General features: G+C 63.2%; 19 protein-coding genes and 1 tRNA gene. 11 read left to right on the top strand and 9 right to left on the bottom strand.

Features of this window, described 5'->3' with window-relative positions; genetic code table 11:
* Positions 1-3 precede the first annotated feature (3 nt).
* Positions 4-1,653 carry an arginine--tRNA ligase gene (gene argS, locus QRM57_RS13700; protein WP_235521620.1) on the bottom strand — a complete coding sequence of 550 codons (1,650 nt, stop codon included), beginning with the start codon at positions 1,651-1,653 and terminating at the stop codon, positions 4-6.
* A 243-nt stretch (positions 1,654-1,896) separates the two neighbouring features.
* Here argS and QRM57_RS13695 point away from each other — a divergent pair, with 243 nt between their 5' ends.
* From QRM57_RS13695 to QRM57_RS13670, 6 genes are all read left to right on the top strand, one after another.
* Complete coding sequence (locus QRM57_RS13695) at positions 1,897-2,373, top strand: FMN-binding protein (protein ID WP_284987029.1); 477 nt, start codon at positions 1,897-1,899, stop codon at positions 2,371-2,373.
* A 5-nt stretch (positions 2,374-2,378) separates the two neighbouring features.
* A complete protein-coding gene (locus QRM57_RS13690; protein ID WP_284987028.1) occupies positions 2,379-3,251 on the top strand; it encodes an FAD:protein FMN transferase in 873 nt (290 codons plus the stop codon).
* Positions 3,248-4,753 carry an FAD-dependent oxidoreductase gene (locus QRM57_RS13685; RefSeq protein WP_284987027.1) on the top strand — a complete coding sequence of 502 codons (1,506 nt, stop codon included), beginning with the start codon at positions 3,248-3,250 and terminating at the stop codon, positions 4,751-4,753. Before QRM57_RS13690 ends, QRM57_RS13685 begins: the two co-directional genes overlap by 4 nt.
* Before the next feature lie 108 nt (positions 4,754-4,861).
* Positions 4,862-4,934 (top strand) — tRNA-Arg (locus QRM57_RS13680).
* A 157-nt stretch (positions 4,935-5,091) separates the two neighbouring features.
* Complete coding sequence (locus QRM57_RS13675) at positions 5,092-6,135, top strand: M4 family metallopeptidase (RefSeq protein ID WP_284987026.1); 1,044 nt, start codon at positions 5,092-5,094, stop codon at positions 6,133-6,135.
* Between the two features lie 79 nt (positions 6,136-6,214).
* Positions 6,215-6,517, top strand: a complete 303-nt coding sequence (locus QRM57_RS13670) for a protealysin inhibitor emfourin (protein ID WP_235521624.1) — start codon at positions 6,215-6,217, stop codon at positions 6,515-6,517.
* A 3-nt stretch (positions 6,518-6,520) separates the two neighbouring features.
* Here the strand turns inward: QRM57_RS13670 and QRM57_RS13665 are convergent, their stop codons facing one another.
* A complete protein-coding gene (locus QRM57_RS13665) occupies positions 6,521-7,489 on the bottom strand; it encodes a GlxA family transcriptional regulator (RefSeq protein ID WP_235520550.1) in 969 nt (322 codons plus the stop codon).
* A gap of 81 nt (positions 7,490-7,570) precedes the next feature.
* Between QRM57_RS13665 and QRM57_RS13660 the strand changes: the two genes are divergently transcribed.
* From QRM57_RS13660 to hrpA, 3 genes are read left to right on the top strand one after another with little or no spacing between them, the layout of a single operon-like run.
* Complete coding sequence (locus tag QRM57_RS13660; protein WP_014922190.1) at positions 7,571-7,741, top strand: hypothetical protein; 171 nt, start codon at positions 7,571-7,573, stop codon at positions 7,739-7,741.
* Positions 7,742-7,774: 33 nt separating this feature from the next.
* The gene (locus QRM57_RS13655; RefSeq protein ID WP_284987025.1) at positions 7,775-8,767 is read left to right on the top strand and encodes a helix-turn-helix transcriptional regulator; all 993 of its coding nucleotides are present in this window, start codon (positions 7,775-7,777) and stop codon (positions 8,765-8,767) included.
* 13 nt (positions 8,768-8,780) lie between these two features.
* Positions 8,781-12,728 (top strand): ATP-dependent RNA helicase HrpA, encoded by a 3,948-nt coding sequence (hrpA, locus tag QRM57_RS13650; protein WP_284987024.1) that lies wholly within the window; start codon positions 8,781-8,783, stop codon positions 12,726-12,728.
* A gap of 61 nt (positions 12,729-12,789) precedes the next feature.
* Here the strand turns inward: hrpA and QRM57_RS13645 are convergent, their stop codons facing one another.
* Genes QRM57_RS13645 through QRM57_RS13635 form a run of 3 tightly spaced genes read right to left on the bottom strand, consistent with a single transcriptional unit; the run spans position 12,790 to position 15,283 of the window.
* A complete protein-coding gene (locus tag QRM57_RS13645) occupies positions 12,790-13,218 on the bottom strand; it encodes an HIT family protein (RefSeq protein WP_257369159.1) in 429 nt (142 codons plus the stop codon).
* A complete protein-coding gene (locus QRM57_RS13640) occupies positions 13,215-14,369 on the bottom strand; it encodes an NAD(P)-dependent alcohol dehydrogenase (RefSeq protein WP_235520554.1) in 1,155 nt (384 codons plus the stop codon). The genes QRM57_RS13645 and QRM57_RS13640 overlap by 4 nt, the downstream gene beginning before the upstream one ends.
* The gene (locus QRM57_RS13635) at positions 14,366-15,283 is read right to left on the bottom strand and encodes a sulfurtransferase (protein WP_284987023.1); all 918 of its coding nucleotides are present in this window, start codon (positions 15,281-15,283) and stop codon (positions 14,366-14,368) included. The genes QRM57_RS13640 and QRM57_RS13635 overlap by 4 nt, the downstream gene beginning before the upstream one ends.
* A gap of 71 nt (positions 15,284-15,354) precedes the next feature.
* Between QRM57_RS13635 and cds1 the strand changes: the two genes are divergently transcribed.
* Positions 15,355-16,437 (top strand): L-cysteine desulfhydrase Cds1, encoded by a 1,083-nt coding sequence (gene cds1 / locus QRM57_RS13630; RefSeq protein ID WP_284987022.1) that lies wholly within the window; start codon positions 15,355-15,357, stop codon positions 16,435-16,437.
* On the opposite strand, the gene QRM57_RS13625 is transcribed toward cds1, so the two are convergent.
* On the bottom strand, positions 16,434-17,087 hold the full coding sequence (locus QRM57_RS13625; protein ID WP_257369163.1) for an MBL fold metallo-hydrolase: 654 nt from the start codon (positions 17,085-17,087) through the stop codon (positions 16,434-16,436). The two genes, cds1 and QRM57_RS13625, sit on opposite strands and share 4 nt — an antisense overlap.
* A 94-nt stretch (positions 17,088-17,181) precedes the next feature.
* Between QRM57_RS13625 and QRM57_RS13620 the strand changes: the two genes are divergently transcribed.
* Positions 17,182-17,649 carry a Fur family transcriptional regulator gene (locus QRM57_RS13620; RefSeq protein ID WP_235520689.1) on the top strand — a complete coding sequence of 156 codons (468 nt, stop codon included), beginning with the start codon at positions 17,182-17,184 and terminating at the stop codon, positions 17,647-17,649.
* On the opposite strand, the gene QRM57_RS13615 is transcribed toward QRM57_RS13620, so the two are convergent.
* From QRM57_RS13615 to QRM57_RS13605, 3 genes are all read right to left on the bottom strand, one after another.
* Entirely contained in the window at positions 17,646-18,536 is an 891-nt protein-coding gene (locus QRM57_RS13615) for a metal ABC transporter permease (protein WP_284987021.1), read from the bottom strand. The genes QRM57_RS13620 and QRM57_RS13615 overlap by 4 nt on opposite strands.
* A complete protein-coding gene (locus QRM57_RS13610; RefSeq protein ID WP_284987020.1) occupies positions 18,537-19,352 on the bottom strand; it encodes a metal ABC transporter ATP-binding protein in 816 nt (271 codons plus the stop codon).
* 141 nt (positions 19,353-19,493) lie between these two features.
* The gene (locus QRM57_RS13605; protein ID WP_284987019.1) at positions 19,494-20,495 is read right to left on the bottom strand and encodes a metal ABC transporter solute-binding protein, Zn/Mn family; all 1,002 of its coding nucleotides are present in this window, start codon (positions 20,493-20,495) and stop codon (positions 19,494-19,496) included.
* Positions 20,496-20,543 lie beyond the last annotated feature (48 nt).

The following is a 20,543-nucleotide window of genomic DNA, read 5'->3' as shown; positions in this document are numbered from 1 at the left end:
GGCTTACATCCGTTCCGGCGCTGACACGCCCAGCAGTTCGAGTCCGTTGGCGAGCACCTGGCTGGTGGCGTCGTTCAGCCACAGGCGGGTGCGGTTAACGTCCTGGACGGGTTCCTCGCCCTGGGGCGAGACCCGGCACGCGTCGTACCAACGGTGGTAAGCACCGGCGATGACCTCGAGGTGGCGGGCCACCCGGTGGGGCTCCCGCAGCTCGGCAGCCTTGGCAACGATGGACGGGTAGCTGCCCAAATAGGAGAGCAACTCGTTTTCCGTGGGGTGATCCAGCAGCGAGGCATCGAAGACTGAACGGTCCACGCCGGCCTCTTCGGCGTTCCGTGCAGTGCCGCGGGAACGGGCATGCGCGTACTGCACGTAGAACACGGGGTTCTCGTTGCTGTGCTTTTTCAACAGTTCCGGGTCCAGTGTCAGGGGGGAATCTGCGGGGAAGCGGGCCAATGAGTAACGGACAGCGTCCTTGCCGAGCCAGGAGATAAGGTCCTTGAGCTCGATGATGTTGCCCGCACGCTTGGACAGCTTGGCACCGTTGACCGACACCAGCTGACCGATCAGGACCTCAATGTTGACCTCGGGATCGTCACCGGCACACGCGGCAATGGCCTTCAGGCGGTTGATGTAGCCGTGGTGGTCCGCGCCGAGGAGGTAGATCTTCTCAGTGAATCCGCGGTCCTTCTTGGACAAGTAATAGGCGGCATCCGCTGCAAAGTAGGTCGGTTCGCCGTTTGCACGGATCATGACGCGATCTTTATCGTCGCCGAAGTCGGTAGTGCGCAACCAGACGGCACCGCCGTCGTCGAACACGTGGCCCTGCTCGCGGAGGCGGGCGACGGCCGATTCGATCGCACCGGCGTCGTGCAGTTCCTTCTCGGAGAAGAAGACATCAAACTCCACGCCAAATCCGGCCAGCGTGGCCTTGATGTCAGCCATCTGGGCTTCGTAGGCTGCCGCACGAATGACCGGCAGCGCTGCCTCGTCCGTCAGTTCACGGACATCCGGGTGGGCCTTCAGGACTTCGTCGCCGAGTTCCCGGATGTACTCGCCCGGGTAGCCGCCTTCGGGGACTCCACGTCCATGCAGCCGCGACAACACTGAGTTGGCGAAGACGTTCATCTGCGAACCGGCGTCGTTGATGTAGTACTCAGCAGTGACGTCGGCGCCCGAAGCACGCAGGACGCGGGCAATCGAATCACCCAGGGCAGCCCAGCGCGTGTGCCCGATGTGCAGCGGACCGGTGGGGTTGGCGGAAACGAATTCCATGTTGACCACGCGGCCAGCGAGGGCCTGGTTTGTACCGTAGCTGGAACCGGCTTCGACAATGGCCTTGGCCAGGGCGCCGGCTGCAGCAGCATCGACTGTGATGTTCAGGAAGCCGGGACCCGCGATATCCACGCCCGTGACACCGGGAATGGCCTGCAGCCGGTTACTGAGGATTCCGGCGAATTCGCGGGGATTCATGCCTGCTTGCTTGGACAACTGCAATGCAATATTGGTGGCCCAGTCTCCGTGGTCCCGGTTCTTGGGTCGCTCCACGCGCACGGCGTCTGGCACGGACGTTTCCGTCAACGCGATTTCGCCGGCAGAGACGGCGTCCTTGAGGCAGGCGGATATGGCAGCAGAGAGTTCTTCGGGAGTCACGGATCTAGCCTACCGGGGGCCCGCAAAGTCGCGGAATTGAGGCTGCCGTATGTGGATACTTTTGACACAGCCCCGGCACAGGTCTGGCTGGCGCCCGGCACAGCCTGAACCATTAGGCTCATTTCAACGTTATGAACACGTAAGGGGACGGCATGAGCGGCCTCCCCGGACAGGCAATGACTTGCAGTCATTGCCCCTTAGCAAACCGGTCCAGTCGAACGCCCAGTTGAAACGAGCAGAACCATGACTACGCCACTCCGCAAGAGCCTCTACGTTGGATTTGCCGGCCTCTCCATCATCGGGACGGCTGCTGCCTGCGCCCCCAAGGCCGAATCGCCGGCCGTGGAGACTCCCGCTTCCCAGAACGGTGGCAAGGTCTCCACCACCGCTCCCTCGCCACAGGGATCCTCAGCCAACGGGGCATCCGGTTATAAGGACGGCACATACAGCGCTGACGGCACTTACACCTCGCCCAACGGCCAGGAAACGGTAGGCGTAGAGCTGACGTTGGCTGCGGATAAGGTCACTGCGGTCAACATCACAACCCATCCCTCCAATCCGAACACCAAGAAGTTCCAAGGCGAATTTGCCAGTGGCATCGCAGCCCAGATTGTCGGCAAGGACATCGATGAGCTGAACGTCTCGAAAGTGGCTGGCTCCTCGCTGACGTCCGGCGGTTTCAATGATGCCGTGCAACAGATCAAGTCCCAGGCCAAGTAGCAGCCATGCCGCACCCTGGCTGGAGCCTGTTCGACTTCGAGGGGATCGGTACACGGTGGGAAATTTCGACGCCGGACACCCTGGGCGCTGAGCTCCGGGGCCAACTGCTGGACACCGTTTCCGCGTACGACAAGGCGTGGTCGCGGTTCCGGCCGGACTCATTGGTGGCCACCGTGTCACGGGGCCCCGGCCGCATCACCCTTCCGGACCACGCACCTGCCCTGCAAAAGATCTATGCGGCCCTGTACCGGCTCAGCGGTGGAAGGATGACGCCACTGATCGGCAGCAGCCTCGAGCATCTCGGCTACGACGCAAACTACGCCCTGGCCAGCCCGGGCAGCCCGGAGGCGCCACCCCCGTGGGAAGGCACCCTTGAGTGGACAGGCACGGAGCTGATGGTTACCAAAGCGGTGGTCCTGGATATCGGCGCCGCCGGGAAAGGCCAGTTGGTTGACCTTCTGGGCGACGTCCTGCGGGCTGCCGGACACGCCGATTTCCTGGTGGACGGCAGCGGCGACATGCTGCATTCCGGTACGCATCCGGTCGTCGTCGCGTTGGAACACCCGTACAACCCGAAGCAGGCCATTGGCACCGTGGAACTGGCCAACTCCGCGCTGTGTGCCTCGGCATCCAACCGGCGAGCCTGGGGCGATGGGCTGCACCATGTACTCGATGGCGCCACCGGCCAGCCCATCGAAACCACTGTTGCGACCTGGACCATGGCTGCGAGCGCCTTGGAGGCCGATGCGCTGGCCACGGCATTGTTCATGGTGGATCCGGGGCCGTTGGAGGATGAGTTCGAGTTCTCGTGGCTCAAGGTGTCATCGGCAGGTGGTGCCACGTATTCCGCGGCATTTGAGGGGAGACTGTTTTCATGATTGCCGTTAAGTCCCGTCTGGATACCTGGCTGGGCCGCTTCACGATGTACCGCCTGATTCTCTGGGTCCTTGCCATCCTGGTGGCCTACAGCATGGTTCTCGACGTGCTGGGTTGGCTGACGTTCGGTATCCCGGAGATGCTGGTGCACCTGGCGCTCTGCGTTGGCTTGACGTACTTGTCGAGCCGCTTGCTGGCCCTGGTGTTCCGGGTCAGGCCGCACTCGGAGTCTTCGCTCATTACGGGGCTGCTGCTCTACTTCCTGTTCTGGCCGGCGTTCGGGGCGGCTGACATGGCCGGCGTGGCACTGGCCTGCGTGTTGGCGAGCGTTTCCAAGTACGCGCTGGCGTTCCGTGGCCGGCACATCTTCAACCCGGCCGCGGCCGGGGCTTTCCTGACTGGCCTGACGGGCCTGAACATTGCGACCTGGTGGGCTGCGACACCGGCGATGCTGTGGCTGCTGGTGCCCGGGGTGCTGGTTGTCCTTTACCGCACCCGGAAGATGCTCATGGCAGCGGTGTTCATGGTAACCGCCACCGGCATCATCACCACCGAACTCCTGAACCGGGGCATGACGTTCGGACAGGCCCTGTGGCAGCCCCTGGCCCAGCGTCCTTTGCTCTTTTTTGTCGGCTTCATGCTTTCCGAGCCGCTCACCCTGCCTCCCCGGCGCTGGCAGCAGTTGGCCCTTGCCGCCGTCGTCGGTGTTGTCTTCGCTGTCCCCTACAACCTCGGTTTCGTCGCGAATTCCCCGGAACTGGCGCTGCTGCTTGGCAACCTGATTGCGTTCTTCCTTGGCCAACGGGGTGGTGTCGAGCTGGTCTTCAAGGGCTCCCGGCCTTTGACACCTGGAAGCACGGAGTTCAGGTTCGAACCACAGCGTCCTGTCAGGTTCGCGGCCGGCCAGTTCATGGAATTGAACCTGCCGCATTCCGGCTCCGATGGGAAGGGCCGCCGTCGTGTCTTCAGCATGACCAACCCGCCCGGTGCGGCGGAGGTGACGTTCGGAGTCGGCACGGCAGAGCCGCTGTCCACTGCCAAGAGGGCATTGTTGGCGCTCCACCCCGGGGATACCGTCTCGGCCACCGCGGTGGGCGGTGATTTCCTGCTCCCGCACGACGCCGGCAAACCCGTCCTGCTGATAGCGGCAGGAATCGGGATCACGCCTTTCCTGTCGCAGCTTGCGTCCGACTCCCGCGGGAGTCGGGACACGGTGGTGCTGTACCTCGCCAAAAGCCGCACCGAGCTGGCCGGAACCAGCCAGTTGGAAGCCTCAGGGGCGAAAGTGATTGCCCGGCTCGCGGACGGTTCCGCTCCCCCGGAGTTCATGCACGACGCCGGAACGTCGCGGATCGATGCAGGGCGCCTGAAGGAGTTGGTGCCGGATATTGCCGAACGTGAGGTGTTTGTCTCCGGTTCACCCTCCAGCGTGGACTCCTTGCGGGCGGCAGCCCGAGGCGCAGGTGCACGACGGGTTCATGTGGACTCTTTCGCGGGGTACTGAGCAACCTGCCGAACAACCTGCTGAAGGAAGTGTGTTGCAGTTTTCCTTTGCGGCTCAGTGGCTGCTAAGCTCTAGGACGTCCCACCGGCAACGGAGGGATCCCTGGATGCCCTCGTAGCTCAGGGGATAGAGCGTCTGCCTCCGGAGCAGAAGGCCGTAGGTTCGAATCCTATCGAGGGCACAATGAAAATACCCCGCCAGCCTTGCTGGCGGGGTATTTTTGTCTCCCGGTCAGCCGCTATCACTTCGGGGCTTGCCGGGCCTCCAACACTATTTTGTCCGCCCCTGCTCCTAGGCTGATCCCAAAGGGTCCTCGTCCGTAGCCAAAGGGGTTTGCCGTGATTTGCTCAATCGTCCCGCCGTACATGCTCCGCAGGATTGCTGCCCAGAATGAACCGCGCCTGCGGGCAGTTGCCAGGGCGGCCAAGGAATCCTTGCTGCACGTCAAAGGCCTGCAGGCCCTTCGGACGGCACCCCTTCCAGCAGCACCGCCCAGCGCGCGGCAGGCCAAGCCGGGCCCTCCGAAGCGGACCATCTACGATGCCGGGAGCCTGGAGACACTGCCGGGCCGTCTCGTCCGGAAAGAAGGCGCCCCCGCCATCGGGGATGCCGCAGCGGATGAGGCCTATGACGGCTTGGGGAACACCCACCGGCTGTACGGCGAGATCTTCGGCCGGGACTCCATCGATGGCGCCGGTCTCCCCCTCGACGCGTCCGTTCATTACGGCAAGCTGTATGACAACGCCTTCTGGGATGGAAGCCAAATGGTCTTCGGCGACGGAGACGGCCAGATCTTCCAGCGCTTCACCAAGTCCGTGAGCGTCATCGGCCACGAACTGGCCCACGGCGTGACCCAATACACCGCCAATCTCGCCTACCGCAACCAAGCGGGGGCCCTCAATGAGTCGATGTCGGACGTCTTCGGAGTCCTCGTGGAGCAGTACGCGAAACAGGAATCGGTTCAGCAGGCGAGCTGGCTTATTGGCGAAGGACTCTTCACCGATCAGGTCCAGGGCGCCGCTCTTCGCTCCATGAAAGCCCCCGGAACCGCCTACGACGACGACGTCCTGGGTAAAGACCCCCAGCCTGATTCCATGGACACCTACGTCAGGACCAGTGCCGACAACGGCGGTGTGCACATCAACTCGGGTATCCCCAACAGGGCCTTCTACCTGGTCAGCGCCACCCTGGGCGGCAATGCCTGGGAGGCTCCGGGACAGATCTGGTACGGCACCCTGACCAGTGGGGCCTTGCCCGCGGCCTGCACCTTTGGGAAGTTCGCCAGGACCACGGTTGCTACGGCCGAAGAACTGTACGGTGCGGGCTCCGCGGAGCATGACGCCGTCCTGAAGGCGTGGGACACTGTGAAGGTCAAGGTTTAGTCAGTTGGCGGGACCCACGGCCGTGTTCGGACCCGCCGGGTGACTGGCATCCGAGGGTGGAACGAGAAACAGCCGGGTCATGAAGATCACCGTCCAACGCAGTGGAGGAATCGCAGCGATGACGCGCGTCTGGATCGTCGAAGCCATCTCTTCCGAGGAGAAGGAACGGTGGGTTCCCATCGTTGAGGCCTGCCCATGGGACGAGGCACAGGGCATGGACCGTACGCTGAACGAACCGGATCGCTTCATGTACTCAATCCGGGCCGGCCAACGCCGCGCAACACTTCCCGAGCGGGCCATAACGGGCCCGTGGCAGGAACTGGTGGAGTGCGCCAAGGCGGAGGGCTCGGAGTTGCGGGGAAAATCGGGCAGTCGGCGCTGACGCCTAGATTGCCTCGGCCAGCTGTCCGCGGAACGCCCGGCGATAGCTCTGTGGGCTGGTAGAGAGGACCTTGGTGAAGTGGTGCCGGAGGAGCACTGAATGCCCAAAACCTGCCTCGCGGGCAATTTCGTCGATGTTCAGTTCCGTACTCTCCAAGAGTTCCTGGGCCCTTATTACCCGCTGCGAGTTCAGCCATGCGGCGGGTGTTGTTCCGGTTTCAGCACGGAATCGGCGCGCGAACGTCCGGGGGGACATGTGCAGCCGGGCCGCCAGCTCGTTGACGCTGTGCTCCTGGTCAAGGTGCTGCACCATCCAGCGGAGGAGTTCCTCCATGGGCGCTGATCCGCATTGCGGCATGGGGCGGTCGATGAACTGGGCCTGTCCGCCGTCACGGTGCGGCGGCACCACCATGTCGCGGGCTATGGCCGTTGCGACGTTGGCTCCCAGTTCGACGCGGACCAAATGCAGGCACGCGTCGATTCCTGCGGCCGTGCCTGCACTGGTGATGATGGTTCCGTCCTGGACGTAAAGGACGTTCTCGTCCACGATGATCTCCGGGTAGCGCGCTGCAAGGTCATGCGAGTAGTGCCAGTGGGTGGTGCAGCGGCGCCCGTCCAACAATCCGGCGCGGGCCAGCGCGTAGGCCCCTGAACAGATGGACATGACCCATGCTCCCCGCTCGTGTGCCGCGCGCAGGGCCTCCAGGACGGACTCGGGCAGCTCCTGGTCCCTGCCGAAGGGGGTCATGATCACAAGGTCCGCGTCCGCGGTTGCCTCAAGTCCGTTCTCCACGTGCAGGGAGAGCCCCGACTTCATCCGGATATCACCCGGTTCCGGGGCGCAGACCCGGAAGTCGAAACCCGGAACTCCGCCGTCCCTGTCAGTCCTGTCAATGCCGAAGACTTCGAAAGCCGTGCCGAATTCGAAGATCGAGAAGTTGGGAACAACGATCACCGCCACTGATTTCAACATACATCCAGTGTGGCAGAAAATTATCTAAATGGGGCATTTCTGCCACTGTTTCTTGACCTGCCACAGGAGCAGGCTGGAGGCATGGAAATCTTCGGAATCATCCTCTTCATCGTCCTCATCACCGCCGTTGCCGCTACCGTTTCAGCCCTCTTGAAGGATGGCCGCGGCCACAACCCGCCCATCAACTCCAAGGAACCGTGGAGCGCTTTCGATGCTCCGAGCAGCCCCTACTGGAATCCGCGCATCTACTGAGGAATCGCCCGGCCATGGACTAGATTCGCTTGCATGATCCAAACCTCGGCCCGGCTCCTTCAACTCTTGTCGCTGTTGCAGGTTCGCCGGGAATGGACCGGACCAGACCTGGCTGACCGCATGGGCGTCACCGAACGGACGGTGCGCCGCGACATCGACAAGCTTCGCAACCTTGGCTACCCCATTCACGCCACCCCCGGGATCGCCGGCGGCTACCAACTTGGCGCTGGCGCGCAGCTTCCGCCCCTCCTCCTTGACGATAACGAAGCTTTGGCCGTCGCCCTGGGCCTGAATTCCGTCGCGGCGGGCCCGGTGGCGGGAATCGGGGAGGCCTCCGTGCGGGCGTTGGCAAAGCTGGAACAGGTCCTGCCTTCCCGGCTTCGCCCTAAGTTCGCCATGTTGAAAGCTGCCGTGACCACCCTTCCCACCAATGCAGCAAGCGTTGATCCGCAACAGTTAACGGTGGTTTCGGCGGCGATATCCGACAGGCGGCAGATCTCCTTCGAGTACGTCAGGTCCGACGGCGACTCCGCTCGCCGGCTGGTGGAACCCTACAGGCTGGTGGACACCGGCCGGCGCTGGTACTTGGTGGCGTGGGACCTGGAGCGGGAAGGCTGGCGGACGTTCCGGGCCGACCGCTTTGCTTCCCTGCCTTCGGAACGCAGGAAGTACACTCCACGGCCGTTGCCGGCAGAGGACCTTGCGGCGTACGTACAGCAATCAATTACGCGTTCGCCCTACAGGTTCGACGTCGTCGTGCGGCTCCGCGCGCCCCTCGCCGAGGTAGCCGCCGTCGTAAGTTCCCAGTACGCCACCCTAACGGCCGACGGCGACCAGGCCACGATCCTGCGGTCCGGATGGGACAGCCTGGCCTCAGCGGGGGCCTATCTGGCCTCGCTGGACATGAATTTCGAGATCATCGAGCCGGAGGAATTCAGGACCTTCGCCTTGGACCTTTCCCATCGCCTCCGTGCAGCGGCCGGGACTGTGTCGGAGGTCGCGGACGCCGGAACCAAGCCACAGTAGACTGGCAGCAGCCATGACACTTCTTATTTCCTACCCCGCAGAGCTGCCCGTATCCGAGCGCCGCGAGGATCTGATGGCGGCCATCGCGGCCAACCAGGTAACCATCATTGCCGGCGAAACCGGCTCTGGTAAGACCACCCAGATCCCCAAGATGTGCCTCGAGTTAGGCCTTGGAGACAAGGGCCTGATCGGCCACACCCAGCCGCGCCGCCTTGCGGCGCGCACTGTTGCCGAACGCATAGCCTCCGAACTTGGCGTCGAAATCGGCCAGGAAGTAGGTTTCCAGGTCCGTTTCACCGGCGAGGTGGGCGCGTCCACCAAAATCAAGCTGATGACCGACGGCATCCTGCTTGCGGAGATCCAGCGGGACAAACTCCTGCGGAAATACAGCACGATCATCATCGATGAGGCGCACGAACGAAGCCTCAACATCGACTTCATCCTGGGCTATCTCAAGCGGATCCTTCCCCAGCGCCCGGACCTCAAGGTCATCATCACCTCCGCCACCATCGACCCCCAGCGCTTCGCCAAGCACTTCGGTACCGATGAAGATCCGGCACCGATCATTGAAGTCTCCGGGCGGACCTACCCGGTGGAAATCCGGTACCGCCCACTGTCTCAGCCGGCGGGCGGGGACGAGGACGATTCGGACGACGAGCTCGAAGAGGACCGCGATCCCCTCGATGCCGTGTGCGACGCCGTTGACGAGCTCGCCAAGGAAGCCCCGGGCGACATCCTCATCTTCTTCTCCGGCGAGCGCGAAATCCGTGACGCTGCAGAGGCCATCAATGGCCGTATCCAAACGAACCGCCGCCTTGCCGGGACGGAAGTGCTTCCCCTCTTCGCCCGCCTCAGCCTCCAGGAACAACACAAGGTCTTCAACCCGGGCGGCAAACGGCGCATCATCCTGGCTACCAACGTGGCCGAAACATCGTTGACCGTACCGGGAATCAAGTATGTGATCGACACCGGCACGGCCCGCATCTCCCGGTACTCGCACCGGACCAAGGTCCAGCGCCTTCCCATCGAACGCGTCTCCCAGGCCTCGGCCAACCAGCGCTCAGGACGTTGTGGCCGTGTGTCCGAAGGCATAGCCATCCGTCTTTATTCAGAAGAGGACTTCGAGTCTCGTCCGCAGTTCACGGACCCCGAGATCCTGCGTACCAACCTCGCGGCCGTCATCCTCCAGATGACAGCAATGGGGGTTGCGCGCGGTCCAAAGGACGTCGAGAACTTCCCCTTCGTGGAGCCCCCGGAGTCACGGGCCATCAACGACGGCGTCACTCTCCTCCGCGAACTCGGCGCCTTGCGTGCCTCCAAGCCTGCCGACGCCGGCGGCAACGGCCGAAACGGTGGTGGCCTGACCGCCGTCGGCCATCAACTTGCCCAATTGCCGGTTGATCCCAGGCTGGGCCGCATGATTGTGGAGGCCGGCAAGCGCGGCTGCGTCCGGGAAGTCATGATCCTCGCCGCGGCTTTGACCATCCAGGACCCTCGGGAGAGGCCTACGGACAAGCAGCAGCTCGCCGCGGAGAAACACGCACGTTTCCGCGATGAGATCTCGGACTTCACAGGCTTCCTCAATCTCTGGAATTACATCCAGGAAAAACAGCGTGAGCTCTCCTCCACCCAATTCCGCAGGCTATGCCGCAATGAGTTCATCAACTACCTGCGCGTCCGCGAGTGGCAGGATCTCTTCACACAGCTCCGGCAAATGGCCAAGCCTTTGGGCATCACCCTGGACAACAAGCGCGAAGCGGACCCCGTGGGCAACTATGAGGGCATCCACATCAGCCTGCTGTCAGGGTTGCTCAGCCACATCGGCCTCCTGGATGAGCGCAAGCGCGAATACGCCGGCGCGCGGGGCACCCGTTTCGCGATCTTCCCCGGGTCGGCGCTGTTCAAGAAGTCGCCGGCGTTTGTCATGGCTGCCGAATTGGTGGAAACCAGCCGGCTCTGGGCCCGCGTTGCCGCGAAGTTCGACCCCCTGTGGGCCGAACAGGTGGCACCGGACCTGGTGAAGCGCTCCTATAGCGAACCGCACTGGTCCTCGCGCCAGGGCGCCGTGCTGGCCCACGAAAAAGTCACCTTGTATGGTGTGCCGATCATTCCCAACCGCAGGGTCAATTACGGGCGCATCGACCCCGAACTGTCCCGGGAACTGTTCATTCGGCACGCCCTGGTGGAGGGTGAGTGGAAGACCCACCACAAATTCTTCCACCGTAACCGTGCCCTGCTGCAGGAAATCGAAGAACTCGAAACGCGCATGCGTCGGCGCGACATCCTGGTGGATGACCAGACGCTCTTTGAGTTCTACGACGCCCGCGTAGGCAAGGACGTGGTTTCCGAACGGCACTTTGATAAGTGGTGGAAAGACGCCCGCCAATCGGACCCCGCCCTTCTGGACTTCGACCAGTCCCTGCTGATGAGTGAAGAAGCCGAGTCCTTGGATGACTCCGCGTACCCAAAGACGTGGATGCACAAGGGCTTTGAACTCCCCCTGAGCTACGAGTTCCACCCCGTGGCGCCGGGATCGGCTCCCAACCCGTCCGACGGCGTGACCGCTGAGGTTCCGGTGTTGTTCCTTAACCAGTTGGACGACGCCCCGTTCCGTTGGCAAATACCCGGCCAACGCGCGGAGCTCGTCACGGCCCTCATCAAATCCCTGCCCAAGCAGGTACGCAAGAACTTCGTTCCGGCACCGGATGTCGCCAGGCAGGCAACCGCAGCCCTTGAAGCTGACTTCGATCCCGCAACCGACGAGCTCGAGCCTTCCCTGGAGCTCGTACTGCGCCGGCTGCGAGGGCATGTCATACCTCCGGGCTCATGGAACTGGGATGCCGTGCCGGCACACCTGCGCGTGAGCTTCAAGGTAGTGGACAGCAAAGGCAAGGTACTGGACGAGGGCAAGGACCTCGCTGAGCTCCAGGAGAAGCTGGCACCGGCCACCCGTCGCGCCATTGCCGAGTCGCTCGGAGCTACCCCGGCCACGACGTCCCGCGCCAAGAACGGAGTGGGAGCCGGCACACCTGGCACGACTACCGGCCAGCACACAGCCCCCGGCACTTCAGCGGCGGGTGATGGTGCGGTGGCAGAGAAGAGCGGCATCACGGAATGGGACTTTGGCACCGTGGAACGCCAGGTCACGCGCACCGTCAAGGGCCACGCCGTCACCGGTTTCCCCGCCCTGGTGGATGAGGGCAAGTCCGTGGCGCTCCGGGTGTTCCAGACCCGGGCGGAACAGGAGGCCGCCATGCGAGGTGGAGTCATCCGGCTCCTGGCATTGCGTATTCCACCCCCCGACCGTTACGTGCTGGAGCACCTGAGCAACATGGAAAAGCTCACGTTCAGCCAGAACCCGCACGGATCCGTCAGCGCCCTGATTGCGGACTGCGCCCTTGCTGCGATCGATAAGTTGACGCCGCAGGAACTTCCGTGGGACCGACAGTCCTTTGATGCACTGTATGAAGTAGTACGGGCAGAACTGATCGATACCGTGTTCACGGTGACCGCCGTCGTCGAGCGGATCTTGTCGAGCACCCGCCGCATCCAGAAGGAACTGAAGTCCAACGCGAGCCTGCCCTTGATCAGTGCGCTCAATGACATGAAGAGCCAGTTGGAGCAGTTGGTCTTTCCGGGCTTTGTGGCACGTACGGGCTACGCCCAATTGAGCCAAGTGCCGCGGTACCTGCAGGCCATTGAGAAGCGCTTGGAGAAGTTGCCTGGGAACGTCCAACGCGACAGCCTCAACATGGCAGTCGTGCAAGGCCTCGAGGACGACTACGACGACGCCGTTTCGGCCCTCCTGCCGGGACGTCGGGCAGGCACCGAGTTAACCCGGGTGCGCTGGATGATCGAAGAGCTGCGGGTCAGCCTGTTCGCCGTGGAGCTCGGAACCGCCTACTCCGTGTCGGAGAAGCGCATCCGTACCGTCCTCAACCAGGCGCTTGCCCCGGCATAACCGCCAACAAGAAACCCGGCGGCGCTGATTCAGCACCGCCGGGTTAACTCTTGGAAGGGTCTCAGTCTGCCGGAACGGCGTCCCCGTGCCCTGCAGACCGCAGGGCTGCACGGAGTTTCACCGCAGTAGCGTCCATGACCGCCGGATCCGGGTTGTGGTCCACGTTGTGCACTTCGAAGTCCGCAGTGGAGTAGGCCGGCCACACGTGCACGTGCAGGTGCTCCACTTCGAAGCCTTCCATCAGGACGCCCACGCGCTTGGCGTCAAAGAGCTCCTCCTGTACTTTCCCGATGCTCTGGGCGACGTCCATGACCTTGGCCAGCAGTTCCGGGCTTGCATGCGTCCACGAGTCAACCTCTTCACGCGGCACCACCAACGTGTGGCCCTGTGTAAGCGGGGCGATGGTCAGGAAGGCGACCACTTCATCGTCCTTCCAGACGAAGCGGCCGGGAATCTCCCCGTCAATGATCCTGGTGAACAGCGTGCTCATGCGTCTGCCCTTTCCGATGGTTCCTGGAGTGTTGCGGTATCCAGAACGAAACGGTACTTCACGTCGCCGGCCACCATGCGGTCGTACGCTTCGTTCAGCTGTTCAGCTCCCACAATCTCGATGTCGCTGGCGACACCATGTTCGGCACAGAAGTCCAGCATTTCCTGTGTTTCCGCGATGCCTCCGATCAGCGAACCCGCGTAGGCGAGCCGTCGCCGGATCAACAGGGCGGGGCTGACCGGCGGCATGTCGTCGGCAGGAAGGCCCAACTGGAAGAGGGCACCGTCCAGGCGGAGTGTCCGGAAATAGGGGTTGAGGTCGTGGGGTGCAGCGACCGTGTCGATGATGACGTCGATGCTGCGGTTGGCTGCTTCCATGGCCTCGGAGTCCTTGGAAAGAACCACGTGGTCGGCTCCGAGTTCACGGGCTGCGTCGAACTTGGACTCGGAGGTGGTGAACACAGTGACTTCCGCGCCCATGGCCTTGGCGATCTTGACGGCCATGTGACCCAGTCCGCCCAAGCCCACAACACCTACGGTGTCGCCCTCTTCGACGTCGAAGTACCGCAGCGGGGAATACGTAGTGATACCGGCACACAACAGCGGTGCTGCCGCTGCGGGATCCAGGGCATCGGGGATCCTCAGCACGAACCGGCGGTCAACCACCACCGACGTCGAGTATCCGCCTTGGGTGACAGCGTCACCGTGCCGGGGGTCCGGGGCACCATAGGTGCCGATGTTGCCCCGCTCGCAGTATTGTTCCAGGCCGTCGAGGCAGCTTTCGCATTCGCGGCACGAATCCACCATGCAACCAACGCCTACGTGGTCGCCCGGCGCGAAATCCTGCACGGCGGAGCCCACACGGGTCACCCGGCCCACGATTTCGTGCCCGGGTACCAGCGGATACGGCGGAACGCGCCATTCCCCACGCGTGGCATGAACGTCCGAATGGCAGAGCCCACAGAATTCGATCGCGATCTCCACGTCGTCTTCCGTGGGGATCCGGCGTGCCACCGTCAGGGGCACCAGCCCGCTGTCAGGCGCCGTTGCGCCGTAGGCTGCGGCCAGCGTACTGGAGCCGGCTCCGGTCCAGTCCGGATCAGGGGTGATGGTCTTGGCAAGTGGCGGGGGCACAGGGCGTCCGGGTGTCATCCTTCGACGCTACTCCCGGCAGTGGCGCTGGTGCCACTCCGACCATCGTGACGGCCTTCACTCCCAGCCCCGGCCTCGAACGGTTCAGCTCCTACCGCCACGGGATTACCGGGGTTGTTGGACCACTGCGAGAAAGATCCAGGAAAAAGCGATGCCGTGAACCCAGCGATATGAAGCGCGGCAATTTCGTGCGACGCCGTCACTCCGGAACCGCAATAGACGGCGACGTCGCTGGAATCTTCCAGGCCCAGGTCTTCGAAGCGTCGGCGGAGCTGTTCCGCCGGCAGGAACGTACCGTCAGGTGCCAGGTTTTCCGTGGTAGGAGCATTCACGGCCCCCGGGATATGTCCCGCCCTGGGATCGACGGGCTCCACTTCACCCCGGTAACGCTCCCTTGCCCGGGCATCGAGTAACGTCCCGTGCTGCGGCCACTCTGCGGCTTCCGCTTCGGTAACGACCGGCATGACGCCGTCGCCCAAAGTGACGTTTCCGACGGCGGGCCGCACCTCCCCCTCTTCCACCGGATACCCTTTTGCACGCCAAACGGAAAGGCCGCCGTCGAGAAGGTAGACCGAGCCGAAACCGGCGTTCCGCAGCATCCACCACACGCGGGCCGCTGCCATGCTGCCGCTGTTGTCGTACGCCACCACCGTGTCGCCGTCGTTAATCCCCCAGCTGCGCGCGGCCGCCTGGAAGCGTTCCGGGGAAGGCAACGGGTGGCGGCCCCGCTCGGGCAGCGCGTGGTCTGCGAGTTCCGAGGGGAGGTCCACAAAAACAGCACCCGGCAGATGGGCGGCCAGGTACTCGCTGTGCCCATCGCTTCGCCCCAGGACCCAACGTACGTCCAGGAGCACAGTCCGCTCGCCCGATTCCTGGCGCTTGCGAAGCCCTGCAGCGCTGATCAGAGTGTCCATGGGTTCTCCTTCGGTCCGACGGCACGGGCACCGTTGCTGTCGGCGCCCGGATTCCAGCCTAGGCTTATCCAGTGAGCAATTCGTGTATTCAGGACAGGGCCTGGGCCAGCGAGGCCATCCGCAAAATCGAGGCGGAGAACAACCGTTCGGCTGACACCCACCTTTACGCAGTGCCGTTACCGGAGCACTGGGGCGTGCAGCTGTATTTGAAGGACGAGTCGACGCACCGATCGGGCAGCCTCAAACACCGTCTGGCACGCTCACTGTTCCTCTACGGCCTGGTCAACGGGTGGATCACTGAAGGCACCACCATCGTCGAAGCTTCCAGCGGCAGCACGGCGGTTTCCGAGGCGTACTTTGCGCGCCTGATCGGCCTGCCGTTCATCGCGGTCATGACCAGGACAACCAGCCCCGAAAAGATCGCGTTGATCGAAGACTTCGGCGGCACGTGCCTGTTCGTGGACCACGCGTCCGAGGTTTACGCGGTAGCTGAAGAGACCGCGAAGACGTGCGGCGGCTACTACATGGACCAGTTCACCCACGCAGAACGGGCCACCGACTGGAGGGGCAACAACAACATTGCCGAATCAATCTTTGAGCAGCTCGCCCTGGAAGAGCACCCGGTGCCCGAATGGATCGTAGTGGGAGCCGGCACCGGGGGCACCAGTGCCACAATCGGCCGCTACCTCCGCTACAACCGGTACAGCACCCGCCTTGCGGTCGTTGATCCCGAAAACTCGGCCTTCTACCCGGCCTGGCGGGACGGCGACGCATCCACAGCCACAGGATTGCCCTCCCGCATTGAAGGCATCGGCCGTCCGCGCTCCGAGCCGAGTTTCATTCCGGCGGTGATAGACCACATGATCCAGGTCCCCGATGCCGCGTCCGTAGCCGCCATGCGGCATCTCCGCGAACTCACCGGCCTGCACGCGGGACCCTCCACCGGCACCAATCTCTGGGGCGTTTGGCAACTGGTGGCTGCCATGATCTCCGAAGGACGGCAAGGCAGCATCGTTTCGCTCATGTGCGACGGCGGCGACCGCTACGCAGGCAGCTACAACGACGCCGGGTGGCTTGCCTCGCACGGCCTGGATCCCGCGCCGCATGAAGCGGTGTTGAAGCACTTCCACGACACGGGAACCTGGACCGGCTAGACCTCCACGGAGTCCCGTGGCGCCAGCGACTGGTACGTGGTGCCGTAGCGGGAACCAATCCGTGTGACATGGCCTTCAACGAGGCCCCGTCCCATATCGTTGAGCAGCGCATCATGGACCGGAAACGCCTTGGGAGCACGCACGGAGATCACGAAGTCCAGCACCTCGCCCACTTTGGACCACGGTGCATGGATGGGTACCAGGAGTGTCTTGACGTCCAGTCCGTCCGGGACCACGAAGGAATCCCCCGGGTGAAACACGTTCCCGTCCACCAGGTAACCGATGTTCGCCACGACCGGAATCTGGTGATGGATCACGGCGTGTTGGCCGCCGAAGGTTTTAATGCCAAAGCCGGCAGCCTGGAAGTCAGAGCCGGGCTCGGCGACGTGCACACGGGCAGCGATGTCGCTGTTTTCCTTGAGTGCGGTGGCGACACCGGCCGGGGCGTGGACTACCAGCGACTCGTTGCTCCGCAGGGCTGCCAGAACGGCGGGTGAGTCGATATGGTCGTTATGCTCATGCGTGATGAGTACTGCTTGCGCCCCCTTCAACGCTTCTTCGGCCTCAGAGAAGGCCCCGGGGTCGATGACAAGGACGTTTCCGTCCTTCTCCAAGCGGACACATGCGTGGGTGTACTTGGTGAGCTTCATGGGGACAGCCTAGGGGCGGCCCCTGAGAGTTTCCAAGGTTCCCCTGCTGGTAAAATTGGGGTTCGCCAGGATCCCCACGGAAGTGAGTCAGTCAATGCCACACGGCACCGGTTCCACCACGACAGGCCCGGCCACGCCGGCCTCCGGCGGTGTGAAGGAGCAACGTGTCACCAAGCAACGTTTGGCTGTCAGCGCCGCCCTGGACGAGTTGGACGACTTTGTCAGCACCCAGGAGCTGTACCGGCTGATGCAAAACAAGGGCATCTCGGTGTCCCTTGCCACCGCCTACCGCATCCTGCAGTCCCTGGCGGATGACGGACTGATTGATGTCCTGCGCAACGGCGAAGGCGAGGCCGTCTACCGTCGATGCGCAGTCACCGGCCACCACCACCATCTGCTGTGCCGCAACTGCGGAAAAGCGGTCGAGGTGGAGGCCCCCGCCGTCGAGACCTGGGCTGCCCGCACGGCTGCGGAACATGGCTTCACCGAGGTCGCGCACACGGTTGAGATCTTCGGGCTCTGCCCTGAGTGCACCGCGAAGAAAGCCGCGGGAAAGCTCTAGAGCGCTCCCGCAGGCTGTTCCCGCGACACCCGCCCGTTGAGGCCCCTCTTGGCGCGGACGCGTCCGATCACCCGGCACACCACGTAGATCAGGAACGACAACGTGGTGACGTAGGGGCTGATGGGGATCCTGCTTCCAAGGGCAAGGAGGATGCCGCCCACGGTGGCGGTCATGGCAAAGGCCACGCTGAGCACCACCACCAACTTGGGCGAGGTAGTCACTTTCAAAGCAGCCGCAGCGGGGGTGATCAGCAAGGCAAGCACCAGAAGTGCGCCAACGATCTGGATGGACAGCGCCACGCTGACGCCCAGCAGAACCATGAAGCCTATCGCCAGTCCACGCACAGGCACACCGCGCGCCTCCGCCATCTCGGGGTCCACGCTCGCGAAGCTCAACGGCCGCCAAATAGCCACCAACGCAAGCATCACCACGACGGCAGTCCCCGCGAGAACCTGCAGCTGAACGGTGTCAACGGACACGATCTGCCCCGTCAACAGCCCGAACTTGTTCGCAGCCCTGCCCTCATACAGCGCCAGGAACAGGATTCCCAGGCCCAGGCCGAAGGGCATGATGACGCCGATGATCGAGTTCTTATCCCGGGCCCTGACGCCCATGAAGCCCAACAGCACTGCCGCGGCCACCGAGCCGATCAAGGACCCGAGGATGATGTCCGCGCCAATCAGCAACGCAAAAGCAGCGCCGGCAAAGGACAATTCCGAGATTCCGTGAACAGCGAACGCGAGATCGCGTTTCATCACGAATGTGCCAACCAGGCCGCCCAACAGCCCCAGAACCGCCCCGGCCCAGATGGAGTTCTGGACCAGGACCAGCAGCTCGGAGTAGTTCTCAAAATTGAAGATGGTCTGAAAAACAGAAGCGAGATCCATTTAGAGCTCCTCCCCGACGCTGGCGTGGGCATCGTCATGGAAGTGCGTGGTCGCGTCCGGAAGACCGACGACGACGATCCTTCCGTTGGTATGGATGACTTCCACGTGGCTGTTGTACAGCTCCGAAAGAACTTCCGTGGTCATCACTTCCTGTGGCGTCCCCACACGGAATTGCCCACCTGCCAGATAGAGCACCCGGTCCACATAGTCGATCACAGGATTGATCTCGTGGGTCACGAAAACCACGGCGCTGTTCCTCTCGTGGCACTGTTTGTTGATCAGCGCACTGACACCTTGCTGGTGATGCAGGTCCAACGAAAGCAGCGGCTCATCGCACAGCAGGACCTGCGGTTCCGAGGCCAGCGCCTGGGCCACCCTGAGCCGTTGTTGCTCACCGCCGGACAGCTGGCCCACGGGGACCTTGGCGTAATCGGAGGCCCCTACCTGCTCCAACAAGTCGTCGATCCGTTGGTTGACCTTGCCCGACGAAACTCTGATGCCCCAGCGGTGGCCGTCGATCCCCAGCCCCACCAGGTCGCGGGCACGCAAAGGGGTATCTGGCGCGAACGCCTTCTGCTGTGGAATGTAGCCGATCCGTTTGCTGCCACGTTCCACAGGGTGGCCGCCCAGGGAAACGGTTCCGGACTGGAGTTCCTGCAACCCGAGGAGCACCTTCAGGAAGCTCGTCTTACCGCTGCCGTTGGGCCCCAGGACGGCAAAGAACTCTCCCGGGTTGATGTCGAGATCCAGGTCCCGCCAGAGCGTCCTCTTGCCGAACTGCAGGCTGGCGCCGCGGAGGCTCACTACCGGTGTCAAAAGTTGTCCTCGATCCAAGCGCTGCTGGGAACGCAATAGTTCTGGTGGTGTTATGCAGGGGGCAGGAAAGGCCCCGTAGCCATCCTGAACATCTTAGGACGGCAACGGGACCCTTCACCCCAGTCAGGGCCTTGGGTAAAGCTACTTCTTCAAGGCCGAGGCGATGGACTCCACGTTGTCGGCCATCCACTGGACGTAGTCTTTCCCCTCGGGCAGCGTCTCGGTGAAGTTCAGTACCGGCACCCCGGAGGCTTCTGCCGCGCGCTTGACCGCTTCGGTCTGCGGGCCCTCGGTCTGCTCGTTGTAGGCAAGGAAGCGCACCGACTTGGAACCGAGGAGGTCGGTGGTCTCTTTCAGTACCGATGCCGGCACGTCGGTCCCCTCTTCGACGGCAGCGCTGTAAGCCTCGGGTGTCTTGTTCTCCAGGCCGGCCGCTTCAAGGAGGTACAGGGGAACCGGCTCTGTAATGGCCACGGGCTGGTGTTCGTTGGCGGCCTTAACGTTATTCAACGTGGTGGTCAGCCCATTGAGTTTCGCTTTGAAGGCATCCGCGTTACCGGTGAAGGTCGCAGCGGACCCGGCGTCGAGGCTGCCGAGCTTGGCCGCCACCGCATCAGCGAGCTTGCCCATGGTGTCCAGGCTGTACCAGACGTGCTCATTGAAGCTGCCGTGGTCGTGTGCGTGGGGCTCGTCGCTGTGGGCGTCTGCGCTGTGGGATTCCTCCTCGGGAGCGAGCCCCGAAACCTCGACGGCACTGATCATGTTCTCGTGGCCGATCTTGGTCTCGTCCGCGATTTTGTGCAGGAACTCGTCGTACCCGCCGCCGTTCTCCACCACCAGCTTGGCTTTGGAAATGACCAGCTTGTCCTGGGCGCTGGCCTCGTAGGAGTGCGGGTCCTGGCTGGTCTTGGTAATGATTGCCTTGACGTCCACCTTGTCCCCGCCGATGGCCTTGACGATGTCGCCGTAAACGTTCGTCGAGGTAACTACCTCGATGGCACCTGACTGGGACTTGTTGCCCGCCCCGGCCGGGCCAGCACAGGAGGACAGCAGGAGCGCGGCAAGGCCTGCAGAAGCGGCCAGGGACAGGCGGACGGCGGAACGACGCACGAAGACCTCGGATCTACTCAAAATGAGAATCAAACACAATTACTGACGGGCTTCAGTGTAGCTCTAAATAGGAATGATTCC

Source organism: Arthrobacter sp. fls2-241-R2A-172, from assembly GCF_030208885.1.
In the GTDB taxonomy this organism is placed as follows: domain Bacteria; phylum Actinomycetota; class Actinomycetes; order Actinomycetales; family Micrococcaceae; genus Arthrobacter.
The sequence above is the reverse complement of the archived record's forward strand: the minus strand, read 5'-3'. Positions and strand labels throughout refer to the sequence as shown.

Excerpts from the sequence above, each read along its gene's own strand:
- QRM57_RS13665 (WP_235520550.1), bottom strand. The coding sequence starts at position 7,489 with ATGTTGAAATCAGTGGCGGTGATCGTTGTTCCCAACTTCTCGATCTTC.
- QRM57_RS13635 (WP_284987023.1), bottom strand. The coding sequence starts at position 15,283 with ATGGACACTCTGATCAGCGCTGCAGGGCTTCGCAAGCGCCAGGAATCG.
- QRM57_RS13645 (WP_257369159.1), bottom strand. The coding sequence starts at position 13,218 with ATGAGCACGCTGTTCACCAGGATCATTGACGGGGAGATTCCCGGCCGC.
- QRM57_RS13615 (WP_284987021.1), bottom strand. The coding sequence starts at position 18,536 with ATGGATCTCGCTTCTGTTTTTCAGACCATCTTCAATTTTGAGAACTAC.
- QRM57_RS13660 (WP_014922190.1), top strand. The coding sequence starts at position 7,571 with ATGGAAATCTTCGGAATCATCCTCTTCATCGTCCTCATCACCGCCGTT.
- QRM57_RS13655 (WP_284987025.1), top strand. The coding sequence starts at position 7,775 with ATGATCCAAACCTCGGCCCGGCTCCTTCAACTCTTGTCGCTGTTGCAG.
- QRM57_RS13620 (WP_235520689.1), top strand. The coding sequence starts at position 17,182 with ATGCCACACGGCACCGGTTCCACCACGACAGGCCCGGCCACGCCGGCC.
- QRM57_RS13685 (WP_284987027.1), top strand. The coding sequence starts at position 3,248 with ATGATTGCCGTTAAGTCCCGTCTGGATACCTGGCTGGGCCGCTTCACG.
- QRM57_RS13640 (WP_235520554.1), bottom strand. The coding sequence starts at position 14,369 with ATGACACCCGGACGCCCTGTGCCCCCGCCACTTGCCAAGACCATCACC.
- hrpA (WP_284987024.1), top strand. The coding sequence starts at position 8,781 with ATGACACTTCTTATTTCCTACCCCGCAGAGCTGCCCGTATCCGAGCGC.
- QRM57_RS13670 (WP_235521624.1), top strand. The coding sequence starts at position 6,215 with ATGAAGATCACCGTCCAACGCAGTGGAGGAATCGCAGCGATGACGCGC.
- QRM57_RS13625 (WP_257369163.1), bottom strand. The coding sequence starts at position 17,087 with ATGAAGCTCACCAAGTACACCCACGCATGTGTCCGCTTGGAGAAGGAC.
- QRM57_RS13695 (WP_284987029.1), top strand. The coding sequence starts at position 1,897 with ATGACTACGCCACTCCGCAAGAGCCTCTACGTTGGATTTGCCGGCCTC.
- QRM57_RS13690 (WP_284987028.1), top strand. The coding sequence starts at position 2,379 with ATGCCGCACCCTGGCTGGAGCCTGTTCGACTTCGAGGGGATCGGTACA.